Origin of the sequence: Pseudomonas sp. CFBP 8772 (assembly GCF_014841665.1) — a bacterium.
GTDB classification, from domain to species: Bacteria; Pseudomonadota; Gammaproteobacteria; order Pseudomonadales; family Pseudomonadaceae; genus Aquipseudomonas; species Aquipseudomonas graminis_B.
This window is the reverse complement of record NZ_JACYUI010000003.1, coordinates 422,638-442,014: the sequence shown is the minus strand read 5'-3', so window position 1 is coordinate 442,014 and position 19,377 is coordinate 422,638. Positions and strand designations below refer to the sequence as shown.

Genomic DNA, 19,377 nt, shown 5'->3' with positions numbered 1-19,377 from the left:
CTGCCTGGAAGACCTCATCACCAGTCGAGTTGGCTGACATTGAATCCAAAGGCCCAGTTATCTTCCTCATAGAACGTGGCCTCTATGTAGAAACGTATGAGTGGCTTGGATGTAAGGAATGAGGGACAATTAACGCCCTATTCAGGGAGAACGCGCGTGCATTCACAGCCACTCACACCGAGAGAGGTGTATCAGGTTCTGCGTGATATTGCGCTGGGACAGCAAGTGATGCAGCGTTTGGGTAATCTGGGCTGGACTCAAACGCAGACCGGGCTCATGACGGTCGAGGCCAATGGCTGGGTTCTGACCTTCTCCAACGACAGTAACAAGCTGGACTACTGCAATAGCTGCTACAGCCCGGATGGTCGCGAATACACCTTCGACTCCTCTCAGCGTTTCGGTACCGATCCTCTGGAGTTGCTCAGCACCTGGGAGCACGGTCAGCTCCAGAGGCTGCTGTCGTCACTGTAAGTCTGCGACGATCAACCCTGCTGAGGCTCTGAGCCCGCCTGCCCATGAGCGCTGGAATTGCCACAGGGGCCAGTAACTCGATAGCCTGAAGACAACCGACCGCCCGAGCACCGTGCCATGTCCAACCACCAGCCTCAGAATATTCAGCTCAGTCTCAGCCAGTACCGTTATCTCTATTTGACCTTGAAGCGACCTGCGATGACCTGACGCCGGGCGAGCCCTCGCGAGGGCTGGTTGTTATCCCAGAAGAGATGGAAACCATCGAGCTCGGAGTGGTCGTGATTGATCAACGAGAGCGGCGCGTTGTGGACAGTTTCTAGAGCTTTGTTCGTCCTCGCCTACATCCCCGACTCACACCTTCTCGGCCAACGAGCGGTTTGGATTAATCCGTCAGTCTTGGGCAATTCAGGAACATTTCCCATAAGGTGATGCATTCGCAGGCAAGCTCTCGAACGTCGAATGACTTGCCATTGCTCTCGACGCGGTAGCTGCATTGGAGTACCTCTCCACCGCCATCGCCTATAAACCACGTGGAGTAAAGTTTCTGTGGTTGTGAGATGGTTGGCTGGTGGCCGGAGCGCGGTGTGCGCATGAGCTTGCAGTGCTTGGAACCGTTTGCGAGATCTGTACAAATTCTGAGGGGCTCGTTCAGGTCGATGAACGCGTCGATCTCCCGAGCTCGCAAGACTGCCCCTGCTTGGTGGAGTGCCCAGTCCCTGACGTGATAACAGTGGATGAAAAACGATAGGACATCATCGAAGTATTCTTCCTCATCATGTGCCATCGATGAAAATACCCCTGCATACAGCCTCTCGATCCTTTTGAGGTAACGTTTGGCTCGGTTCAGTTGCTCCATGCATCCATCCTCAATTCACCGCCCACCTGGCTAACCTGTACGGGCTTTAAGGCTCGGGTCGGCCCTGTCCCCGAATCAGGCCAAGAAGCCGACGAGAATTCGACTCCAGAACATGCATGGCGTCCGCAGGAGTGACGTCCCATGCCTTTCCCAAAAACTGCGCGGTCTGACCTGCACTCCACGGCATGACACTGGCACCATCTACCTGCGCAAATGGCCCATCGCTTTCAGGGACGACCTGATCGCGCGGGAGTTTCTTGGCCAAGGCCTGCCCCGCTGCCGAATTGAAGGCTGCTGGGCCAATACTGAACCAGCAGTCCTGTGCTATTGCCGCGTTGAGCTCCGTGGTGGTTCCAGTGAACCAGTGCAGCACTGCAGTACCGTAGCCCGGATGATCGTGCAACACGGCCAGCACATCCTTAACGGCCTGACGCGAATGGATGCTCAGCACTCGACCGCCGAGGGCTGCGCACTGCGCAACGACGGCAATAAACACGCTGCGCTGTACGTCGTAACTCGCCTGAAAGCGCTTTGAGCCATCCAGGCCGACCTCGCCCACTGCCTTCACCTGTCTGATCTGCTCAAGCAGCATGTCGAGCTCAGCGTGACGGGCGCCAACGATCTCCGGGTGCAGTCCGGGAGTGATCAGCACCTTGTCGCTTCCACCCAGCACTCTGGACGTCGCGGTGAACGCACGGGGGCTGGTGGTGACAAGCCACGTGAACTCGTTCCTCTCCTGTGCCTGCGCATAAACGTCACGGGCATTGGGGTATAGGTCGAGGTGGCAGTGGAAGTCCATCAAAGTACGCCATCTCCAGTTAACAAGGCTTCAAGTTCTTGAATGCCATGCGTGAGCACTGAGCGATACTGTGGGCGCTCATCTACTGGAGCAAACGCGAGCGAGGCGCCCAGAAATCTGTCGATACCCTTAGACCGGGTCGTCAAGACAGCCTGTGCCACAGCCATTGGATCATCAGGGCCGCTGGACTTATCGCTCCCGACCAGGCTGGAATACACATACTGGGTGGCATCATTCCCTCCCGTCCATGCTCTGAACGCAGCGCGACGAATCATACAAGGTACGCAGCGTCCGCAGTGCGTGCGGTTATAGGTGCGGAAACGCCCACAGCTGGTCGTCTGCCACGCCAACTGCTGCAGGCGCACCGGATCAAGGCAGTCGTTCATCATTTCGCCCTTGGTCTTGAACCGATAGGGTAATTCCAGCTGCACATTCACTCCAATACCGTCCAGCACCTGCTGGAGCTTGGCTATGAACAGTGGGTGCGTCGTGCGAGTGCTCAAGCTCGATACGCGCCCGGGGACAAGCGGCGGATTCACGCAGATGAACCCGTTCTCAGGAATGAACAACGTGGGGCGAGGGTCGGCCAGCCGCGAGGTCGCCAGCACCGCGAACGCATAGAACGCCAAGGATCGGGCACGCGTTGAAGGTTCTTTGGGGCCCTTGAAGCTGATGCCGTGACTCCACTGATAGTGAGCTCCGTCGCCGCCTAGCAGTTGGGCGTAATCTCGCTGGCGCTGCGAGTCCTCATGCGCCAGTTGCGAGACAAACAAGGGACGCCGCCCTTGAGCTACCAGATCGAGCCCTCCGATCAGGCTATCAAGGCCTCCCGACAGCAACGACACGCAGTCCTGAGGTTTGGCAACGAACTTTCCTTCAGGTGGCGGCATGCCCGCGCCGGTGAAGATCAGCGTCCAGTAATCCCCGGTCAAAACTTTGAGCAGCTGTTCCAAGTCGGCTCTGTAAGGCTCCCATCGCAGTGGTTCATGCAAGCCGACGCTGAGCTCAATCGTACGCGTCCAACCATCAGCGCTGGTCTTGCGCATCCCACACAGATCGGTTGCGCACACCGCCAGGCAAAACTGAACGAAATCCCAGGTGGCCGGGCTAGGCCGGAAGCCTTTGCGCTTGAGAGATCCATGCCAGCCCTTGGCAATGGTGCCAACACCCTCTCGCCGGGCGGATTTGAAGTACGAAAAGGCGCGTTCGCCCGGTTGAAGTTCAGCGGGCAGCTGCTCAGCTCTGGCACAAATTACCTTGATCATTCTGCAAAGATCTCCAATGCGTTCTGGAGGACGGTTTGCGCCAGGGTCTGGCAATCCAATCGTTGGCCTGCTAATCCTTCCATGATCCGCTCTACCTCACCGTGTACCCATTCCTGAACATCGTTTCGAAGCTCTTGCACCTGAAGGGGCGAATACTTCAGTTTTTCGTAGGTTTGGCCTAGTTGCTCATCGAGTCGGTTGCACACAGCGTTCCCGATTGTGAAACCGATGACTGAGTTGATTTGCTCATCGGTCAGGATGAAGACATCGACGTCTGGGTCTTTCTGGTACAGCAAGGCCATCGCGTCCGACCCTGCGTTGCGCATCGATTCATCATCGATGCTCCCGGTGTCAGGCATGACTTCCTTGATGAGTTCCAGCACCAGGTCTTCTGCCGAAAGATTCTGGCCACGCACGCGCTGCAGCCAGTCGATCGCTTGCTGGGTGCTGCCATCTCGGACGGCTTCGAGGAACTCACCCAAACGGCCGGCGCCCTGAGCAACCCCGCGCATTGTTCGCGCAGCTCGAGCCGAACCGCCCATTCCCTTATTGATCATGCTGCTGGCGGCACCACGGAGCGCGTCTCTGCCACCACCCGAGAGGTACTTACCCAGCTTGGCGCGAGCCGGCATGAACCGGCGATCAGGCGCTACATCACACTCCTGACCAGTCTCGGCATTATCGTCTTGCCCACCAGGCATGTCGTCGGTGCCTTCGGTTTCCGGTGCGCCGTCGCCGGGCCCTGCTCCCGCTGCACCGCCCTCCCCTTGATCCAGCCACTCTGGATCGAAGGGTGAGCCTGCTTTACCACCACTGCTCGAAGTTGAGGTACCCATCAGCTTGCATTCCTTAGCGCCAGATCGATTGCTTTCTTCGTATTGCCCGCGATTTCCGAATGTTCCTTCCAGGACTTGAGAACATCTGTGGCCCAGGACTGGTTGGCGAGAGAGGGGATGATCCCCGGCCCTACCGATTTCGCTGGCGCTTGGGCCAGTAGGACAGCGGCGCGTTTACCCAGGGATGTGTGCACCTTGCAGGGTTCAATTAGCATGACCATCTCGGTCTTATTCTTCCAAGAGCGGGAGGTGACGGTGCCCTGCCAAGCCTTCACCATGGCGAGCTCAGCCTGCGTGGTATCCAAGGCTCGGATGGCCTGGGTCAGTGGATCGTTACCGCTGGACGCTTTCTTCAACATGTCCCGAAGCTGTCGCGAAGCGGGTGTCATGTTGTCATCGCCAAAGTCTCTAGTAGCCGAGTCGCGACTGAGGTGAAGCAATGGGCGCAAGTCCCTAGCTCCCAGCGCAGGGGCTAGCTGCAGCCACTCCCTCACAAAAAACTCATCCGGGAAGTTATCGGGCAGCCCTGCTCCGCTGGCGGCAAGAGATTCAGCCTCGAGAAGAATGGATACCTCGCCGTCATTGTCGGAAGTCACCAGTGAGGACAGCGTCTTGGCGAGGTCTTCGTTGCAGCGTTCAAGCAGGTGCCATTTGGCTAGCGCAGGGACATCCAATTTGATCCCTTGAGGTGCGGCGAGTGACTGACGCAAGAACACGGTGTTCAGGAACCGCTTCATCAGTCGTGGGTTGGCACTGATTGCGGTGGAGTTGAACATGAGTGGCGCAAGCCCCTCGGCGAGCTGCATAAGCTCCTGAAGCCTCAGGTCACCATCGACCAGCTCAAATAGGAATTGGGAGGTGATGGTCTCGCCCTGCCAACTTTGACTCAGCCTTTTGGGGATGAGCCGCTTGGCATTCTCAAACTTGTCTTGCGCGAACGCTCCAGCTCTGGCCTCGCGTTCCAGCAAGAGCAGTACCAGATAGGCCTTGGCCTCATTCACGCCAAGACGAGGTACGTGCAGAGGTACTTGAATGAGCTTATCGAAGTAGTTAGTCGCGATGTCGTCGTTGATATCGGTTCCTTCAAAGTGCTTCTTGACCGCACCGCGAATGAAGTCATTGTCAGCAGCGATCACGAATGCCGTACGCTTGAGGAACAGCAGAAGGCGGATAGACTCTAGCGTCGAGATGGCCGTTTCAGGTAGGCACCTGTCGAGGTCATCGACAAATACCACCAAGGTCACCCCGAGCTCACCGAGCAATTGCTCCAGCGCATCGCGGAATGCCTGGATCTCGTTCGGAAGAGACATGGGGTTGGCCGGGTTCAAGATACCGAGCGATTTGAGACCAAAGTAATCTGCAGCCCCTTCGTCATCACTGCCCTCGGCGTCGCCACTTTTTGCGCCAGCCGCCTGGTCTTCTCCAGCATCCCCTGTTGAAGATTTGAACCAGCCCATGGCTTTGACGACTGCCTTGCCCACCGAGCCTATGGGCAGCCCGGTCTTGATGGTGAGCGCTGCCTCAGTACTGACCTGTACCAGCTTGAGCAAGTTGATCCTGCGCATCAGGTCGACAGCTTTGTTCCATAGTGTCTGATCACCTTTGGCTAGTTTGAGCACCTCATCGCCAACGATCTGCAGTAACGCACTGCGAGCGCTCTCAAAATCTTGATAAAGCCAAGGGTTGAACGTGATGACAACGTAGCGAGTGTTCTGGGTGGTGGCTGCAGGATCTGATTGGGTGGCTGTGGGCGGTGTCGCTGCACCAGTAGGCAGGTCGGCCAGGCGTGAAGCAATCATCTTCACCAAGGAGGATTTACCCGCGCCCCAGCCACCTGACACGCCGATCGAGATGGGCTCGCCGGCACTTTGTTTTAGAAGACTCGCGCACGCATCTGCGACTACCCCAAAATTTAGGTAGTCCGTCGTGGTTTCGTTATCGTGCCACATGAGCTAAATCCATTTTCTGAGGCGATCGAACCGTCGGCTACGCGGATCCATCGCGATAAGGGGCAAGGCCCGGATTGTAGGCAAGTAGATAGCTATGTGCCACCCACTTGCGACATCCAGTAAAGTCTTCCAATGAAAAAGCGAGTTGATGGGTACCCACTTAACGTCTTTGTGCACTGGAATGTGGTTGCTCGTATTGAAACCTCTTCCCTTGCTAAGAGAGCGGAGCTCGAAAAGCATCGAGAGCACAAATGTACTCCTGCGTGCGCACATCTTGTGACGCCGATAGAATCCAACGGATGACGTTGGCCGGAAATTTCATTTCATGAAGGATTGATGTCACTTAAATCATTCACGAGTGCATTGCGGGGGGCAGTACGAAGCACCCGCAATCTCGGTCAGCGTGGGTTTGGTGACGTAACGAGTCGCGCCTAACTGTCCAAGCTCAAGACCGTGAAATCAAGCATTACGCTAGACAAGCTTGATCAGCTGAGCCCGCGCCTTGGACTAAGCCCAATCACCCTCCTCACACTGACGCTGAGCGAGAGCACCGGTCAGCCGGCGCAAGAGATGGTCGTCAAGTTAAGTTCAGAGTTGGAAGACATTCACCAAAGTGGTGGGCTGTCCGAGTTACGTTTCCCTGCGTGAGAGTGCCCGTTAGCTAGGCCCAACTCATTGCCTGCTCGCAAACCGCGCAGGCCCCAGAGTTCCCCCATCTCGATCCTGCGAGCTGAGTTAGCGTTCATGGATTGATACCCCACACGCATGATCTGATGCAGAGTTAACCAGGAGGCGAGGATGCAACATTGTCGAGCAGTATTCTGAGTTTGGGCAGATCCGGGCTTGGAGCACCATTCTCATGAAGAGGTGCTCGCGGACTGAGCACGACTGGATGTACAAGTCAGGCTTTCCCGCACCAGCGATACGCAATCGTTCATTCGGATTTATGAGCGCTCTGGCTTGGCGCGGATTGACGAGGCTGCTGCCTGGAGAGATGGTTACCCTCATACGCGGCTGACCGAATGGAGGCTTGCCATTGGCCATCGGCTTGAATGCGGCTTGCGCGACACATGAGCGCCGCCGGAGTTTTACCATTTGCCATTATTCCAGCCAGTTGCTGATGGGCTTGCTTCAGTGCGATGGCTTCGGCGGGTTTGAGATTAGACGTATAGAGATTCATGCTCACTTCCTCGGCGTCTTTGAGGGCCTAATACCTGGGCTTGGAGGTGTAGAAGCGGCTGCGCCATCGATCTTGCTTCTTTCATCTGCAATGGAGAGATCACACCGCAGTTGTTGATTCTCGGCTTGAGCAGACGTAAGCAGCAGCCTTACCTCTAATTCGCGCTCGCTACTTTTGGCTGCGGCCTCATTGAGAGCCTTTGCGTCCTGCCTAAGTGCAGCTAACTGCTCCTGAAGCTGCTCGGTTACGCCAGCGGACTTCGCTTCGGCCATCTTCAAACCTTGGATCTCGGCGGTCAGAGCCTCAATGCGGGCCTCATGGGCATGTAGTGTCTTGGTCTGCTGACGGGACTCTCCCAGTAACCGCTCGTTATCGCGATTCAGGCGTGTCAGGTCGTCCTGTTTCAGGGCCAAGGTTTGCTGAAGCTTGCGCTGCTCTACCTGTGCCTCGCGAAGCTGCGATTCGTGCCGACGCTGATCCTGATCGCGCTGTTCCTTCACAGACTCCCGGTAATGCTCCAGCGCGCCACGCGCGTGAACATGCTTCTCTTCGAGGGACTGGATCTGTTTATCCCTATCAGCGACCAAGGCTTCCAGATCACTACAGCGCTGGCTGATCCCCGCGTTGCGCGTCAGCTCGGCTTGGAGCGAAGATCGCGTGGTTTGAAGGTCAGCGGTTTGGGTTTCAATCGCTGATTGCTGCGTGTCCAGCTGCCGGCGCGCTGCGGTCAGCTCGGACTGTAAATTAGCGATCTGCCCCTCAAGTCCTACCCGTTGCAAATCAAAGGCTGATCGAGCCTGCTCGATCGACTCACCACCCTCCTCCATAAGCCGATCCAAAAGGTTTCCAACCATCGCTGAAAGCTCTTCGCTCATGCGCTCCCGAGAGGATGGCGGGCGCGGATCGACGGATTCGATCTCTTTGAGATATCGGGCGATGGTTGTCTTCGACCCGGTATTCCCCAGTTCCACGCGCACGGCATCAATGCTTGGGTACGCTCCCTTCGCGAGTAGAGATTGCCTCGCTTTTTGCACCACCGCTTTGTTTATGCCGCCACGGGCCATGGAGTTTCCTACGATTTCATTCTGTGTTACATGTCATGTAATTACGTGACACATTATCATTAGAATGATAAATAAAAAATTCATTCTGTATAAAGCCATAATATAAGTTTATAGCTTCCTCATCGTCGAAAAGGCTTTTAGGTATCGCTGAAAGTGTGGAATGCTGAAATCACGCAGATTTTGGGGGCAAAAGGCGATGGAAAAAGCTGATCGGTACCTCAACGCAGGCACCCGGGAAAACACTCGCAAAAGCTACCGGGCTGCGATCGAGCACTTCGAAGTGACGTGGGGCGGCTACCTGCCCACTACCGGCGACGGTATCGTTCGCTACCTAGCCGAGTACGCCGACAAGCACGCCATCAGTACGCTCAAGCAACGGTTGGCCGCGCTGGCGCAATGGCACATCACCCAAGGATTTCCCGACCCGACTAAGACGCCCAATGTGCGCCAGATGATCAAGGGCATCCGTGTCGTGCATCCCGCGCAGGTCAAGCAAGCCGCTCCCCTTTTACTTAGACATCTCGAACAGGCTGTGAAATGGCTTGAAGCGGAAGCCGCTGCTGCACTCGATCGTGGTGACTACAAGACGTTGCTGCGCCATCGACGCTCGATTGCAATGGTGCTGATCGGATTCTGGCGGGGATTTCGCGGGGACGAGCTCGCCAGGCTCACGGTAGAGAACACACAAGCCCTTAGTGGTGAAGGCATCACGTTCTTCCTACCTCACACCAAGGGTGATCGCCTGCATGAGGGGACAACCTTTCAGACGCCGGCGCTGACGATGCTCTGTCCGGTCGAGGCCTATATCAACTGGATTACCGTTGCCGGCCTCGCGAAGGGCCCTGTCTTTCGCCGACTGGATCGCTGGGGAAATCTTGCGGACAAGGCCATCCAACCTCATAGCCTGATTCCCATGTTGCGCCGCATCTTCAAGGAGGCCGGGTTGCCTGAAGAGCTGTATAGCGCCCACTCAATGCGACGAGGTTTTGCGACCTGGGCGTCTGCCAACGGCTGGGACATCAAGGGATTGATGAGCTATGTGGGATGGAAGGACATGAAGTCGGCGCTTCGTTACGTGGACGCGGGCATGTCGTTTGGCGGCTTGGCCGCGCGGGCAGGCCCTGTGTTGCTGAAATCTAATGATGCCCAAGCATCTTAACGCCAGGAAGGCTTGTAGATAATCGGCATGCCAGTTCGCTAATGGCTGCTCCTGGCACCTCCCTGCAGGCTAACCGCCCTCTCCTCCCCTGGGATGCCGCCAGATTTAAGTGTCGACAGCAATGCCATGTTCACGCGGAAACCGCCTCGACTGATTCACGGCATGCTTCCAGACTCACGGGCCTCGGCCACGGATTGGAGACTGAGGAAAGTGTGATCACGAAGGCCTGATCGCTGTCGGCATTCAAGGGTTTTTCTCAATCGAAATGGCGGCAAAGATTTCATCAATCCCTATCAGTGCGCTGATTCCGTGCTGGAGGCTTGGCAAGTAGGCTAGGCTCGTCGGTGAATTGGGGAGACAAAAAAACGGCCAGGATGGCCGTTCTATGCCGAGCGTTGTGGGACGCCTAGGAAAGCCAAGACTCCACTACCTCTGCTCCGTACTGGGCCTTCCATTCTTTTAACAGCTTGTGGTTGCCACCTTTAGTTTCGATGATCTCGCCGCTGTGCGGATTTTTGTACTGCTTTACCTGCCGAGCACGACGCGGTGATTTACCAGACGCTACAGGAGCTTCAGCACGACGCTGGGACTGTGGATCCAAGAGGTTGATGATGTCTCGCAGGCTGAAGCCATACTCGCCCAGCAGGGAGCGGAGCTTGGACTCAAACTCGATTTCTTTCTGCAGCTCAGAGCTGCCCTTGAGGGCTTCAAGCTCTTGGAGCTGCGCGGCCAATTTTTGCTCTAGGGCACGAAACTCTGCCAAACGTGACATTGATACCTCCTAGGTGCGTGGTGATTAACGGCAATTTAAGCATTCGCGTGCATTGCACTCGGTTTTCATCAAGGCCTTCGATCTGTCAGGCATAGAAGCGCTCGCCCTTCGCAGAGGGAAGGACGAATCACCCGAAGAGGTGCGGTTTGCCAACACGACGCGATAATCAGAGCACGATTCCCGGATAGACGGATCGCAAGCTAGGCAAAGGGTAGCCGCCTGAACAGCAGCCTTTTTTGGCGACCTCATAAGCCCACGAGCGGTTGGATGAAATGGGTACAAATACAGGCGTACTCGTCTGCTTAAAAAAAATGCTCAAAGCATGAGGTTTGTTTTCAAAGGGTAAGCAGGGCCTAACGGCCCAAAATACCGATCCCGCTGACAGCCCCTGCCTCGCCTTACAGCAAGGCAATCAAGGGCTGAAAAAAACCGGAAGTCAAAACCGGCAAGCTGCGCCGTTACCAAGTGCTCGATCCGGTATTGGTCGTGCGGCATACACTTTTAAAAATTCTTTGCTCTCAAATATAGAACTCCGTCTCGCGAAAAATTTTTCAAGGGGGGATGCAGGAAAATAGTAAAAATACGGAGAAAGTCACTGCGAAGCAGATATAAAACAGGAAAAATTCCTGCGAAAACTTCCTGATAGCACGCAGCTCGAATTTGTCGCATGGCTGCGGACAGCGACTTCAAACACACAGAAAACAGGGAATGCACCGCGCCATCGAGAGGCGTTTGCTACGATGTAAACCCCTAAGTACGGCATCTCCTTTCAGCCAATCTTGGCCAGAAAGTAAGAAGACGCGTTACGAGCATGACCAGCTCGGTGAACCGAGTCCCGACCAGCAGCTAAAGCGTCCAGCTGCAGAAGGTTTCATGACCTTGTTAACCACTTTTCTTACCTGTTAACCACGACGGTTTACTGATCAAAAAGTAGGTTTACAGCCTCGACCCTCTCAACTCTAGCGGAGCCAAAAATCGACGTGGTCAATTGGCATGCGAGTCATTTGAGCCATCGTCAGTTTGAGCATTAACGCTGGGTCTGCTGCCTTCGCCAAACACTCGAAATCTCAGGCCGAATTTCTAGCGATCCATGGCCACGACCGCCTCAACTACAGCATGGCTATCGAGCTACGACTCCATGAGCAGCTGCCCCATTCCCACTCTAGGAAGCCACGGTTGAGTCAGAATGGGCGTGCAAATGAGTTGTAGCTGCCTCATCAGTCTTATCAAAATGTCGCCAGATCTGGTGTCTTGTCTCTCAACAGGTAAGTCATTGCCGAGGCAGCGGTTCGAACTGGCCTCAGCGCGGCGTTTTGTGCGTAGTATGACGTTTTGCTGCTACTCAGCTCCCGTGCCGAATACGCCTAAGCATCCACCGACGTGAAGGTCACCCTAGGCAGCAGGGTAGGCAATCAAAAACTCAACAGCCGATAAGGGAAGAATTTGAACGTATTTAGCGTTTTGGAAAAACCAAGGGTGCCGATCGCTTTAACTGAAAATAACTACAACAAGAAAACGAGCCGCGCCAAGCCATATGTTTGGAACAACGGTCTAGAGGTGAAGTCGTATGCGCTCTGCCCAGCCTGCGTTAATCCAGTCCTGCTTGTGAACCGCCATGTGTCGAAGACCGACGCCAAGGTTCTCTATGCGAAACATGCGGGACGCTCCATTCCTGGCCTGGCTGATCATGATCAACAAGCCTATGAGAACTGCCCTTTCCACAACCCGGAACGCTTTGACAGCAAAGCACGGCGAACCAACGCCGTGCGCAACGACGAAATCCGGGAAGCCCTGATCAATCACATTCACCTGGTGATCAAGATCCTGGAAACGGCCACAGGCATTGCATACAGCGATGGTCTGGTGGAGGCTATGCTGCGAGACTTCGGCGCCAACGAAGGGCATCAGTACAAAGCAATTAATCTCTACAATCTGCCGTTCGGCTTTGCCTACATGACGGAAGCTCAGGACATGTACGGATTGAAGGTAGACCATTATCTTGCCGAGCAGATCTCTGAGAACTCCGTCGGATTCGAGGTCGGGCAGTATCGTAAAGTAGTGCGCAAGAAAGATTCGAAGGGGACAAGTCTGCGCTTCTACTTCAATAACCATCGACTGGGGGACTCGTCGGTGGGGAATGATTCTATCGATCTCGTGGTTGCAGAAATACATAACGCCACTCGCACGTCGACAATCATTTGCTCGAAGGCCATCGAGTTCAATAGTGAATATTTCTTCAACACGTACATGCGGCGTGAGCGACTACGCCTCCTCGCGATGCAATACCTGTAAGGCGCGAAAATAGAAGGATCCCAAACTACTGGACGAGCCCATCGGCTGCTTGCATCGATGGTATGCGAAGCTGCGTCGCCGCAAAGTGGATTGGGCTGTTCCGTCTCACAAGCATCCGTCACATGGAGGGTGCTTGAGAGAGCCCCAGTACACTTCGATGCCCCGCTTCGCGCCTCGCAACACTATGCGCTTACCCACTGAAATTTGGCATTTTTTGGTGTCAAAAAATCGACCCTGAAGAAACACAATTTTCGCAACAAATATGAGTTGTAGGTGGTTCGAAAACTCTGCTAAAAACTGTCCCTGCTGGGTGTTACCACCCAGGTGCTCTTTAAACATGACTCAATATTCGGGCTTGCGGTTGTTGACCAGGAAACTGGTCGCCTTGGTGTTCTCCTTGGCTTTCTTCGTCGCGCAGGTTGTCGCTGCCCATCGCTCCTCAGCCTAGAGCAATCCCAAGGTTGTCCGAGGGTTTGTCTTTATCCGTTGATGCGTTGTGGCGAAATGCGATGCGGCGGTAATGCGGCGGACGGCTTATCAAGGGACTTGATAAGCAGAACTGTGGTTTGTAGTGGCATCTTCAGCGTTCCTTTCGGCCCGGAATGCTTAGCGGCGGGGCAATTTCGCCTGTCGTTAGGAACATCAGTCATGGTTAATTTAAAGAACCTGGCGCGCCGCAAGGCTCGTCAGTCAATGCACAACAGTGAAGATGCCCGTGTCGTCGAGGTAGCTGCACCCCAACCTAAAGCAGGTCGGATTGCGTGGGTAAAAGCAAAGGCAGTGACGCTGCTGAAGTGGATCGCACGTATTCGTCTATGCATCTGGTTATGGGAAAAGGCTGTTGAGGGTTGGGATTTTGTCGAGACGGTGGTAATTCCATTTCTAGAGAACCTCCCATGACACAACAAACCACATCATTCGAATTCAGACGGGCCGGTTCTTCAGAGCCGGCCTATCATCGGAAGCTTGGACATGGATGCTCCGCTCTATCCACACTCCCCCATACACAGCATCAATGCATTGGCACGTGCTCTAGGAGAACCTGCTGAGAGACTTCTTGCGCTCGCTCAGCGTGCCTCCCGCTTGTATCGCTACGTGCCCCAAACAAAGAAAGACGGCATAACTCCCCGACACACTTATGATGCCCATGAGCCGCTGAAGACCATCCAGCGTAAGATCGTAGATCGGATGCTCCGCAAGGTTGTCTACCCACGGTATCTGCATGGCGGTATTAGAGATCGGAAGCTCCCTCGCAGCATCTACTCAAATGCTCGGGTTCATACCGGCGCCAAAACGGTAATCCTTCAGGACATCTCCGATTTTTTCCCGTCGATCACCACCGAGCACATCCAGCGTTTATTTGTAGGCCTGTTTCGCTTCTCCGCAGACGTAGCTTCCTTGCTTGCGAATCTAGTCACCCGAGAGGGACAAGTGCCACAAGGGGCAAGTACAAGTAGTTACTTGGCGAATCTGGTTTTCTGGGATATTGAGCCGGCACTAGTCACTCGCTTCGAGGCTCAAGGGCTGGCCTACTCGCGCTTCGCGGATGACATCACTGTCTCCAGCAGGAGTCCTATCCCGGCAGCTGTTACCACCCAAGTCATTGCATCTGTCACGTGGATGCTCAGTCAGAAAGGTTGCTTGCAGAAGCGAAGCAAGTTGCACGTCCGAAAACGCGGGCAGGCTTTACTCTCAGGCGAAAGCGCAGAGGCAGTGACGGTTACTGGCCTGGTCGTGGACAAGCCAATTCCGGGGCTTCCTAAGAAAGCACGCCTGGCTATACGCGCCGCTGTGAAGCAACTGGAGGATCGAGTCAAAGGCGATCTGCGCCAGCTTAGAGCAGAGGATGAAAAAGAAGCGCGCCGGTTGATGGGACGCATCGGCAGATTGATCGCTTGCGGGCATCCAGAGGGGCAACGCCTGAAGGCTCGGGTTCGAGTACTACTGACGCGGGCACCACTTCTCGAGAGCTATGCAGCTGATGCCGAGCATCAGCCTCGGTTACCGGCCTCCAAATTACCCTCCTCGTATCCCGATACTCCCACAATTTCAGATCAGTAATCGAAGCCGGGAACCGTCAGGCCAAGTCACCTACCGAACTCCAGCATAAAGGACGATGGTGTCCGCATATTTCTAAGCGGACGTGATCGCCCCATCCCCAGGATTTCCATGCGCGAACGGAGCTCTGATCCCACACTATTCGAAGCCCAGGTCGTCCAGTATGCCAGAGCGCGTCTCAGTTCAAGCCAGCCTTGCCCGGTTGATTATCACCCGTCGGTCTACGTTCCAAGCTGCGCTAAAACCGACTTCCCAAGCTCATGGGGTGTCACCTTTGATACTTCTCACCCGGAGGATGCCCACAATCGATTGGGGCTTTTTAATGAGACACAGAAGGTCACGCAGAGCATTGCGTCTACAACCAGCTCATTGCGGCCAGGCGGTTCGAGATCCCCAGCATAGAGGGATATAACTTCCCGGCGCCGATACGTGCAATGACCTACCACTTCAAATGTCCATGGATTGTTCAAGTACCAGGCTCGCGAACTGGTTGAGGTCTCGGATCTGTCCGTGGGGTTTGCGCTCTAAATGGAATCCCATGATTCCCGCAGCCCGTGGGCCGTCGCGATCACACCTTTGAGAATCGCCAATCATCAGCACCCGCCCTACTCCACCGGTAAGGCAATGGCTAGGCTGCACCCCCATTTGATTACAAACGGATTGGTAGAGGACAGGATCTGGCTTCACGCATCCCAGCTGATAACTGAAGGCATATCCGTCCAAATTTGGGAAAAAGCTTTTCACGATCGGGCCATATGGATAGGCAAGGTTTGAGCAAATCCCGATTCGGAACCCAGCTTTTCGTAGCAACCCTATGGCTTCGACGGCATCGGGAAAAGGCTGAATCGACGACAACTCCGTTTCCAGTACGAGACTCAACTCATTGAGCTTTGACGGAGTAAGTGCAATGCCCAGCTGCGACGCCGCCGCGTCCAGCGGCTGGTTCGTTGTCATCGCGAAATGCATCGTGTCCGAGGTCAGGGCGAGCCCCTGTCGACGCCCTTCACGCATCAGTTCTCGATAAGGATTCGTCCGCTGACCAATCCGCACAAGGGTACCGAAAGCGTCGAAGATGATTCCACTAATCACAACGGTTTGCTCATCTGGAACAGCACAGCTGCAATCATCACGGCCCCCCCTTTCCAAACTCATAAGGCGCGAACCACTGCCGACAGCGACATCGTTTTTCTACGACCATGATTGATCAAAACGTAGACCTTATTCTGCGTCTCGAAAAACATGCCGTCGCTGAAATCAACCAACGGTGACGAGCGTTGCCATTGGGCGATGCTGCTTTTGGTGGTGTTATTGAAGATGACACTGAGCATCAGCAGCATCACCGGCTTCTTTCCCTCCAAGGCCAACTCCTGAACAACCAATTCCGGCGCATCTAGGTCAAGCCAGACCCACTCATTGACAACGCAAAAGCTTCTGTCCGGGAACCTCGCCTGCGTCATTCGGATTGCTTCTTGAAGATCAATTACCACCCCAGGCATTACAGCGCTTGGGCCAATGATCTGTTCAATATCGTGGTATGACATGGGAACTCCTTGCACATCCATTGCCTTACCTCACGAGCCTGGTTCGTCAGGCATTACGGTCGCGCAACAGCGTCTCGGGTCATCGACAACACCACGGTCTGTTCAACCCCGTCGACCTCCTCAATCATGAAGATAAGAAAGCTCACGATGACGTATCGGTCGCCGGCAGTGGTGACTACTATGGAATAGCCATGCCGCTCTTCTAATGCTGCCGCGTCATCGGTGACGATCGTGTCACCGTTTTCAAATCGTTTTCGGGAGTCGAAGAAAATTGCTGCTTTGAAACCCAAACCGCAGGGACGGGCGTCTAGCAAATACCCGTGAACTTGGCCCTCGAAACTGAGCTTTGTGGCCTGGATCAATGAAGCTGGAAAATGCACTGAAAAAACCTCTACTCGCCCGCTTCAAGCTATTCAAAGCGTGACCACAAACTGGTTGTTGAAATCGACCTCTTCCCCTGGATAACCTCTTGGATTGGACACAAATCTGATTCCGTTGATCGTCTCATCGACAGCCACGTGAGTATGTCCAAAGATCCAGAGGTCAATTTTCATATCCAGGAATTCCTGCCAGTTGTTGCCGTAACTTGCCCTCAGATGCGGATGCTTTCCGTAGTCCGGCACAAAGTGCATCAATGGCGGGAAGTGAGTCACCACAATCGTTTTTCCCTCGAACGGTTGCGCGAGCTCGCGGTGCAGCCACATACGAGATTCTTGCGCGACCTTGCGAGTCTGGTGGGGCACGAGCTTTCGATACTGCGGCTCTACACGAATGACTTTGTAGTCGTTCATGAGCGCCCGAGCCTCAAGCATCGCCAATGGCGCATTCCCGGTACCTTCAAAATCAGCCCATCCGGTACAACCCAAGAAGCGGACACCGTCTATCACAAGCGTGCGCTGCTCCAGGAATTGAACATGGGCAGCCTGAGGGTTATTCAACTGATTGAGCGTTTTATTCCAACTCGATTTGTAAAATTCATGGTTCCCGGCTACGAGAAGTGTCTCTTTTGAAAAGTGGTCGCAAGCCCAACTGGAACTTCGGCCTTTGATGTTGATGTCCCCTGCCAAGATCGCAACGTCATACAGGGCGGGGTCGGGCAGCTCGATGGGCTGGAACTCGACATGGAGATCCGACATTACGAGAAGTCGCATGAGTCAGGCCCCGCCTTGATGGCATGTAACTGCACGCCCTAGCCCACATAGCTGGTCTAAGCACATGCCTACAATGAGCATGATCCTCATGAAAAAAGAAACAGGCATCTCACCCTCAATTTTCAGTGGAGATTAACGATGGACATGACCCCTGAAGATTGGATCTCTTTCTCTGACCAGGGCCCATCAAAATGTAAAGGGTCTTGCTCATTTCAAACCCATAGCTGTCGGTGAACGACCTTTGGAAAGCTGACCGAATCCAGATCTCCAATCTGCCACCTGTTCGCACTATGGGCAAAGACGCTGGACGCGTAGAGCACGCATGGTTGCACCCGTCGCCAGCAACAGATTCGCGGTACTCGTTGGTCACCTCTATCTCGATCAGCATCCACTCCCTAACGATGCAGTACGGCTTCGCGACTTGTTGTCCTATTGCATGTTCACCAAACCTCAACAATTAGGTAATAGCTAAATCTCATGCTCCCGCGATCTACAAGCTCAGCTGTGAAGGGGGGGGGCGAAACCCAAGCGTCATAGCGCCATAGCTTTCGATTTATTGCTGAATTGACTCGCCCGAAGCCATCCACAGCACAGCGCTGAATCAGTCACACACATCCACCGACTGCACGGTTTACGGGTAAATTGATCCTGGTGCGGGAGGCATTCCCCCGCCGCCGCAAAGCGCCAATTCCAAGATCCGTTGGACAGAAGAGCCAAGAAAATGGGACGGGCCAACACCACCGTGAAACAGCCGCACCCCACCAGTCCGGCAATGATTACTATATACGGTAGAAACGGACTATGCAACGTGGCTTTATCCTCCCCTTTGAGGATCGCCCATGACCCTGAAGCTTGCGTTTGCAGCTGTGCTGCGAGTTCTTCGCAATCGGAAAGGGCTCTCACAGGAGGGGTTGTCCGAGGCAGGCACTCGTACCTACTTCGCAAAACTCGAAAAAGGGGAGTCTGGTATCACGCTGGACAAGCTCGACCTGCTCAGCAAGGCACTCGGCACCAGCCCTCTGACTCTGCTTGCGCTCACGCTAGCCATCCGTGAAAACGAGCCTCTTGAATCCATCCTGAGCCGGCTCACCGCCGAGCTTTCAGAGCATCAGCAAGCCGGTTTGTTGGAAGTGCTCAAAGCGCAACTCAAGGATGACGCTCTGGTAGTGCGTAAGCCCGGCAAGCCAGTCGACGAAACCAGACTGGATCAAGTGCGCCTTCTCAAGATCGAGGGTTTGACACAGAAGCAGATCGCCGAAAAATTGGGGCTGCCCAAGCAGACAGTGCACGACTTGTGGCATCGAGAATCCGATGCATAGGGCGCTTGGTCATACAAACCAAGAGGGAATTTTCTAGAGCATGGATAGCAGAGTATGAGATGGAGCAGGTATCGGATTGGCTGGCGGGCAATTATCACAGCGGTAGTCTTTCTATTCGCGCTGCTCCAGGGTTTTTCGACGATCGTTGGGCCTTGGGCAGCTTACTTCTTCGCCCCTAGGTCATCCGATAGCCTGAACCCAAAACTGCTGGGCATGTGGCATGAGAAATTCCAATACCCCGAACCCAATGGAGTCGCCAGCTTCGAAGGCACTATCGAATATTTTCGCAACAAAACATACCGAATCAATGGCCTACTGAAGAGCACTGTCTTTGCTCCTTCATCATCTACCACAGAAACCACAAGCTATAGATTCGATGGCAATGGAGAATGGCAAGCCACTGATGACGAATTGGAAATCAAGTTGCTGGATGTGCAGGTTCGAGTGGCCAACAAATCGCTCACCAACATGAGCGTCCATGGCCTCTCACCCAGTGCTGAAGAATCCGCGATTGAGCGAGGTCTGCTGCTAGCCAGGTCTCAGCGCTATGACATTCGCAGCGCGAAAAAAGACGAAGTCGTGCTGGAAACAGGTGGTCTTCTCGCGGACAGCTTTGTCATCAAAATGAATCGTACCAAACAGATGTACATGAGGTAGCAGCGCCC

Annotated in this window: 20 protein-coding genes; 7 read left to right on the top strand and 13 right to left on the bottom strand. The window is 54.6% G+C overall.

Annotation, left to right across the window (positions count from 1 at the left end):
- The first annotated feature begins 156 nt into the window (after positions 1 to 156).
- A complete protein-coding gene (locus IFT99_RS08785; RefSeq protein WP_192131645.1) occupies positions 157 to 471 on the top strand; it encodes a DUF7693 family protein in 315 nt (104 codons plus the stop codon).
- Between the two features lie 382 nt (positions 472 to 853).
- On the opposite strand, the gene IFT99_RS08780 is transcribed toward IFT99_RS08785, so the two are convergent.
- From IFT99_RS08780 to IFT99_RS08750, 7 genes are all read right to left on the bottom strand, one after another.
- Positions 854 to 1,327 carry a hypothetical protein gene (locus tag IFT99_RS08780; protein ID WP_192131643.1) on the bottom strand — a complete coding sequence of 158 codons (474 nt, stop codon included), beginning with the start codon at positions 1,325 to 1,327 and terminating at the stop codon, positions 854 to 856.
- A 46-nt stretch (positions 1,328 to 1,373) separates the two neighbouring features.
- A complete protein-coding gene (qatD, locus tag IFT99_RS08775; protein ID WP_192131641.1) occupies positions 1,374 to 2,126 on the bottom strand; it encodes a Qat anti-phage system TatD family nuclease QatD in 753 nt (250 codons plus the stop codon).
- Positions 2,126 to 3,391, bottom strand: coding sequence for a Qat anti-phage system QueC-like protein QatC (gene qatC, locus IFT99_RS08770; RefSeq protein WP_192131639.1), 1,266 nt, complete (start codon positions 3,389 to 3,391; stop codon positions 2,126 to 2,128). Before qatC ends, qatD begins: the two co-directional genes overlap by 1 nt.
- The gene (locus tag IFT99_RS08765; RefSeq protein ID WP_192131637.1) at positions 3,388 to 4,227 is read right to left on the bottom strand and encodes a hypothetical protein; all 840 of its coding nucleotides are present in this window, start codon (positions 4,225 to 4,227) and stop codon (positions 3,388 to 3,390) included. Before IFT99_RS08765 ends, qatC begins: the two co-directional genes overlap by 4 nt.
- Positions 4,227 to 6,176: a KAP family P-loop NTPase fold protein gene (locus IFT99_RS08760; RefSeq protein WP_192131635.1), complete on the bottom strand. Its 1,950-nt coding sequence runs from the start codon at positions 6,174 to 6,176 to the stop codon at positions 4,227 to 4,229. The genes IFT99_RS08765 and IFT99_RS08760 overlap by 1 nt, the downstream gene beginning before the upstream one ends.
- Positions 6,177 to 7,110: 934 nt before the next feature.
- On the bottom strand, positions 7,111 to 7,356 hold the full coding sequence (locus IFT99_RS08755; RefSeq protein WP_192131633.1) for a hypothetical protein: 246 nt from the start codon (positions 7,354 to 7,356) through the stop codon (positions 7,111 to 7,113).
- Positions 7,357 to 7,358: 2 nt separating this feature from the next.
- Complete coding sequence (locus IFT99_RS08750; RefSeq protein WP_192131631.1) at positions 7,359 to 8,420, bottom strand: DNA-binding protein; 1,062 nt, start codon at positions 8,418 to 8,420, stop codon at positions 7,359 to 7,361.
- 160 nt (positions 8,421 to 8,580) lie between these two features.
- Here IFT99_RS08750 and IFT99_RS08745 point away from each other — a divergent pair, with 160 nt between their 5' ends.
- Positions 8,581 to 9,579 carry a tyrosine-type recombinase/integrase gene (locus tag IFT99_RS08745; RefSeq protein ID WP_192131629.1) on the top strand — a complete coding sequence of 333 codons (999 nt, stop codon included), beginning with the start codon at positions 8,581 to 8,583 and terminating at the stop codon, positions 9,577 to 9,579.
- A gap of 406 nt (positions 9,580 to 9,985) precedes the next feature.
- On the opposite strand, the gene IFT99_RS08740 is transcribed toward IFT99_RS08745, so the two are convergent.
- On the bottom strand, positions 9,986 to 10,351 hold the full coding sequence (locus tag IFT99_RS08740; RefSeq protein WP_123531451.1) for a histone-like nucleoid-structuring protein, MvaT/MvaU family: 366 nt from the start codon (positions 10,349 to 10,351) through the stop codon (positions 9,986 to 9,988).
- A 1,443-nt stretch (positions 10,352 to 11,794) separates the two neighbouring features.
- Here IFT99_RS08740 and IFT99_RS26275 point away from each other — a divergent pair.
- From IFT99_RS26275 to IFT99_RS08725, 3 genes are all read left to right on the top strand, one after another.
- Positions 11,795 to 12,643: a hypothetical protein gene (locus IFT99_RS26275; RefSeq protein ID WP_244656932.1), complete on the top strand. Its 849-nt coding sequence runs from the start codon at positions 11,795 to 11,797 to the stop codon at positions 12,641 to 12,643.
- 648 nt (positions 12,644 to 13,291) lie between these two features.
- Positions 13,292 to 13,543 carry a hypothetical protein gene (locus tag IFT99_RS08730; RefSeq protein WP_192131627.1) on the top strand — a complete coding sequence of 84 codons (252 nt, stop codon included), beginning with the start codon at positions 13,292 to 13,294 and terminating at the stop codon, positions 13,541 to 13,543.
- Positions 13,544 to 13,615: 72 nt separating this feature from the next.
- Positions 13,616 to 14,704 (top strand): reverse transcriptase family protein, encoded by a 1,089-nt coding sequence (locus tag IFT99_RS08725; protein WP_192131625.1) that lies wholly within the window; start codon positions 13,616 to 13,618, stop codon positions 14,702 to 14,704.
- Between the two features lie 444 nt (positions 14,705 to 15,148).
- Here the strand turns inward: IFT99_RS08725 and IFT99_RS08720 are convergent, their stop codons facing one another.
- The 5 genes from IFT99_RS08720 to IFT99_RS26735 form a co-directional block, all read right to left on the bottom strand.
- Entirely contained in the window at positions 15,149 to 15,853 is a 705-nt protein-coding gene (locus IFT99_RS08720; RefSeq protein ID WP_244656931.1) for an HAD family hydrolase, read from the bottom strand.
- On the bottom strand, positions 15,850 to 16,242 hold the full coding sequence (locus IFT99_RS08715; protein WP_192131623.1) for a DUF6957 family protein: 393 nt from the start codon (positions 16,240 to 16,242) through the stop codon (positions 15,850 to 15,852). Before IFT99_RS08715 ends, IFT99_RS08720 begins: the two co-directional genes overlap by 4 nt.
- Positions 16,243 to 16,295: 53 nt before the next feature.
- Positions 16,296 to 16,622, bottom strand: a complete 327-nt coding sequence (locus IFT99_RS08710; protein WP_192131621.1) for a hypothetical protein — start codon at positions 16,620 to 16,622, stop codon at positions 16,296 to 16,298.
- A gap of 33 nt (positions 16,623 to 16,655) precedes the next feature.
- The gene (locus tag IFT99_RS08705; protein WP_244656930.1) at positions 16,656 to 17,393 is read right to left on the bottom strand and encodes a metallophosphoesterase; all 738 of its coding nucleotides are present in this window, start codon (positions 17,391 to 17,393) and stop codon (positions 16,656 to 16,658) included.
- A 115-nt stretch (positions 17,394 to 17,508) separates the two neighbouring features.
- Complete coding sequence (locus IFT99_RS26735; RefSeq protein WP_446731128.1) at positions 17,509 to 17,847, bottom strand: DUF6957 family protein; 339 nt, start codon at positions 17,845 to 17,847, stop codon at positions 17,509 to 17,511.
- A 385-nt stretch (positions 17,848 to 18,232) separates the two neighbouring features.
- Between IFT99_RS26735 and IFT99_RS08700 the strand changes: the two genes are divergently transcribed.
- Together IFT99_RS08700 and IFT99_RS08695 are read left to right on the top strand one after the other, a co-directional pair.
- The gene (locus tag IFT99_RS08700; RefSeq protein WP_192131620.1) at positions 18,233 to 18,712 is read left to right on the top strand and encodes a helix-turn-helix domain-containing protein; all 480 of its coding nucleotides are present in this window, start codon (positions 18,233 to 18,235) and stop codon (positions 18,710 to 18,712) included.
- A gap of 54 nt (positions 18,713 to 18,766) precedes the next feature.
- A complete protein-coding gene (locus tag IFT99_RS08695; protein ID WP_192131618.1) occupies positions 18,767 to 19,369 on the top strand; it encodes a hypothetical protein in 603 nt (200 codons plus the stop codon).
- Positions 19,370 to 19,377: the final 8 nt, after the last annotated feature.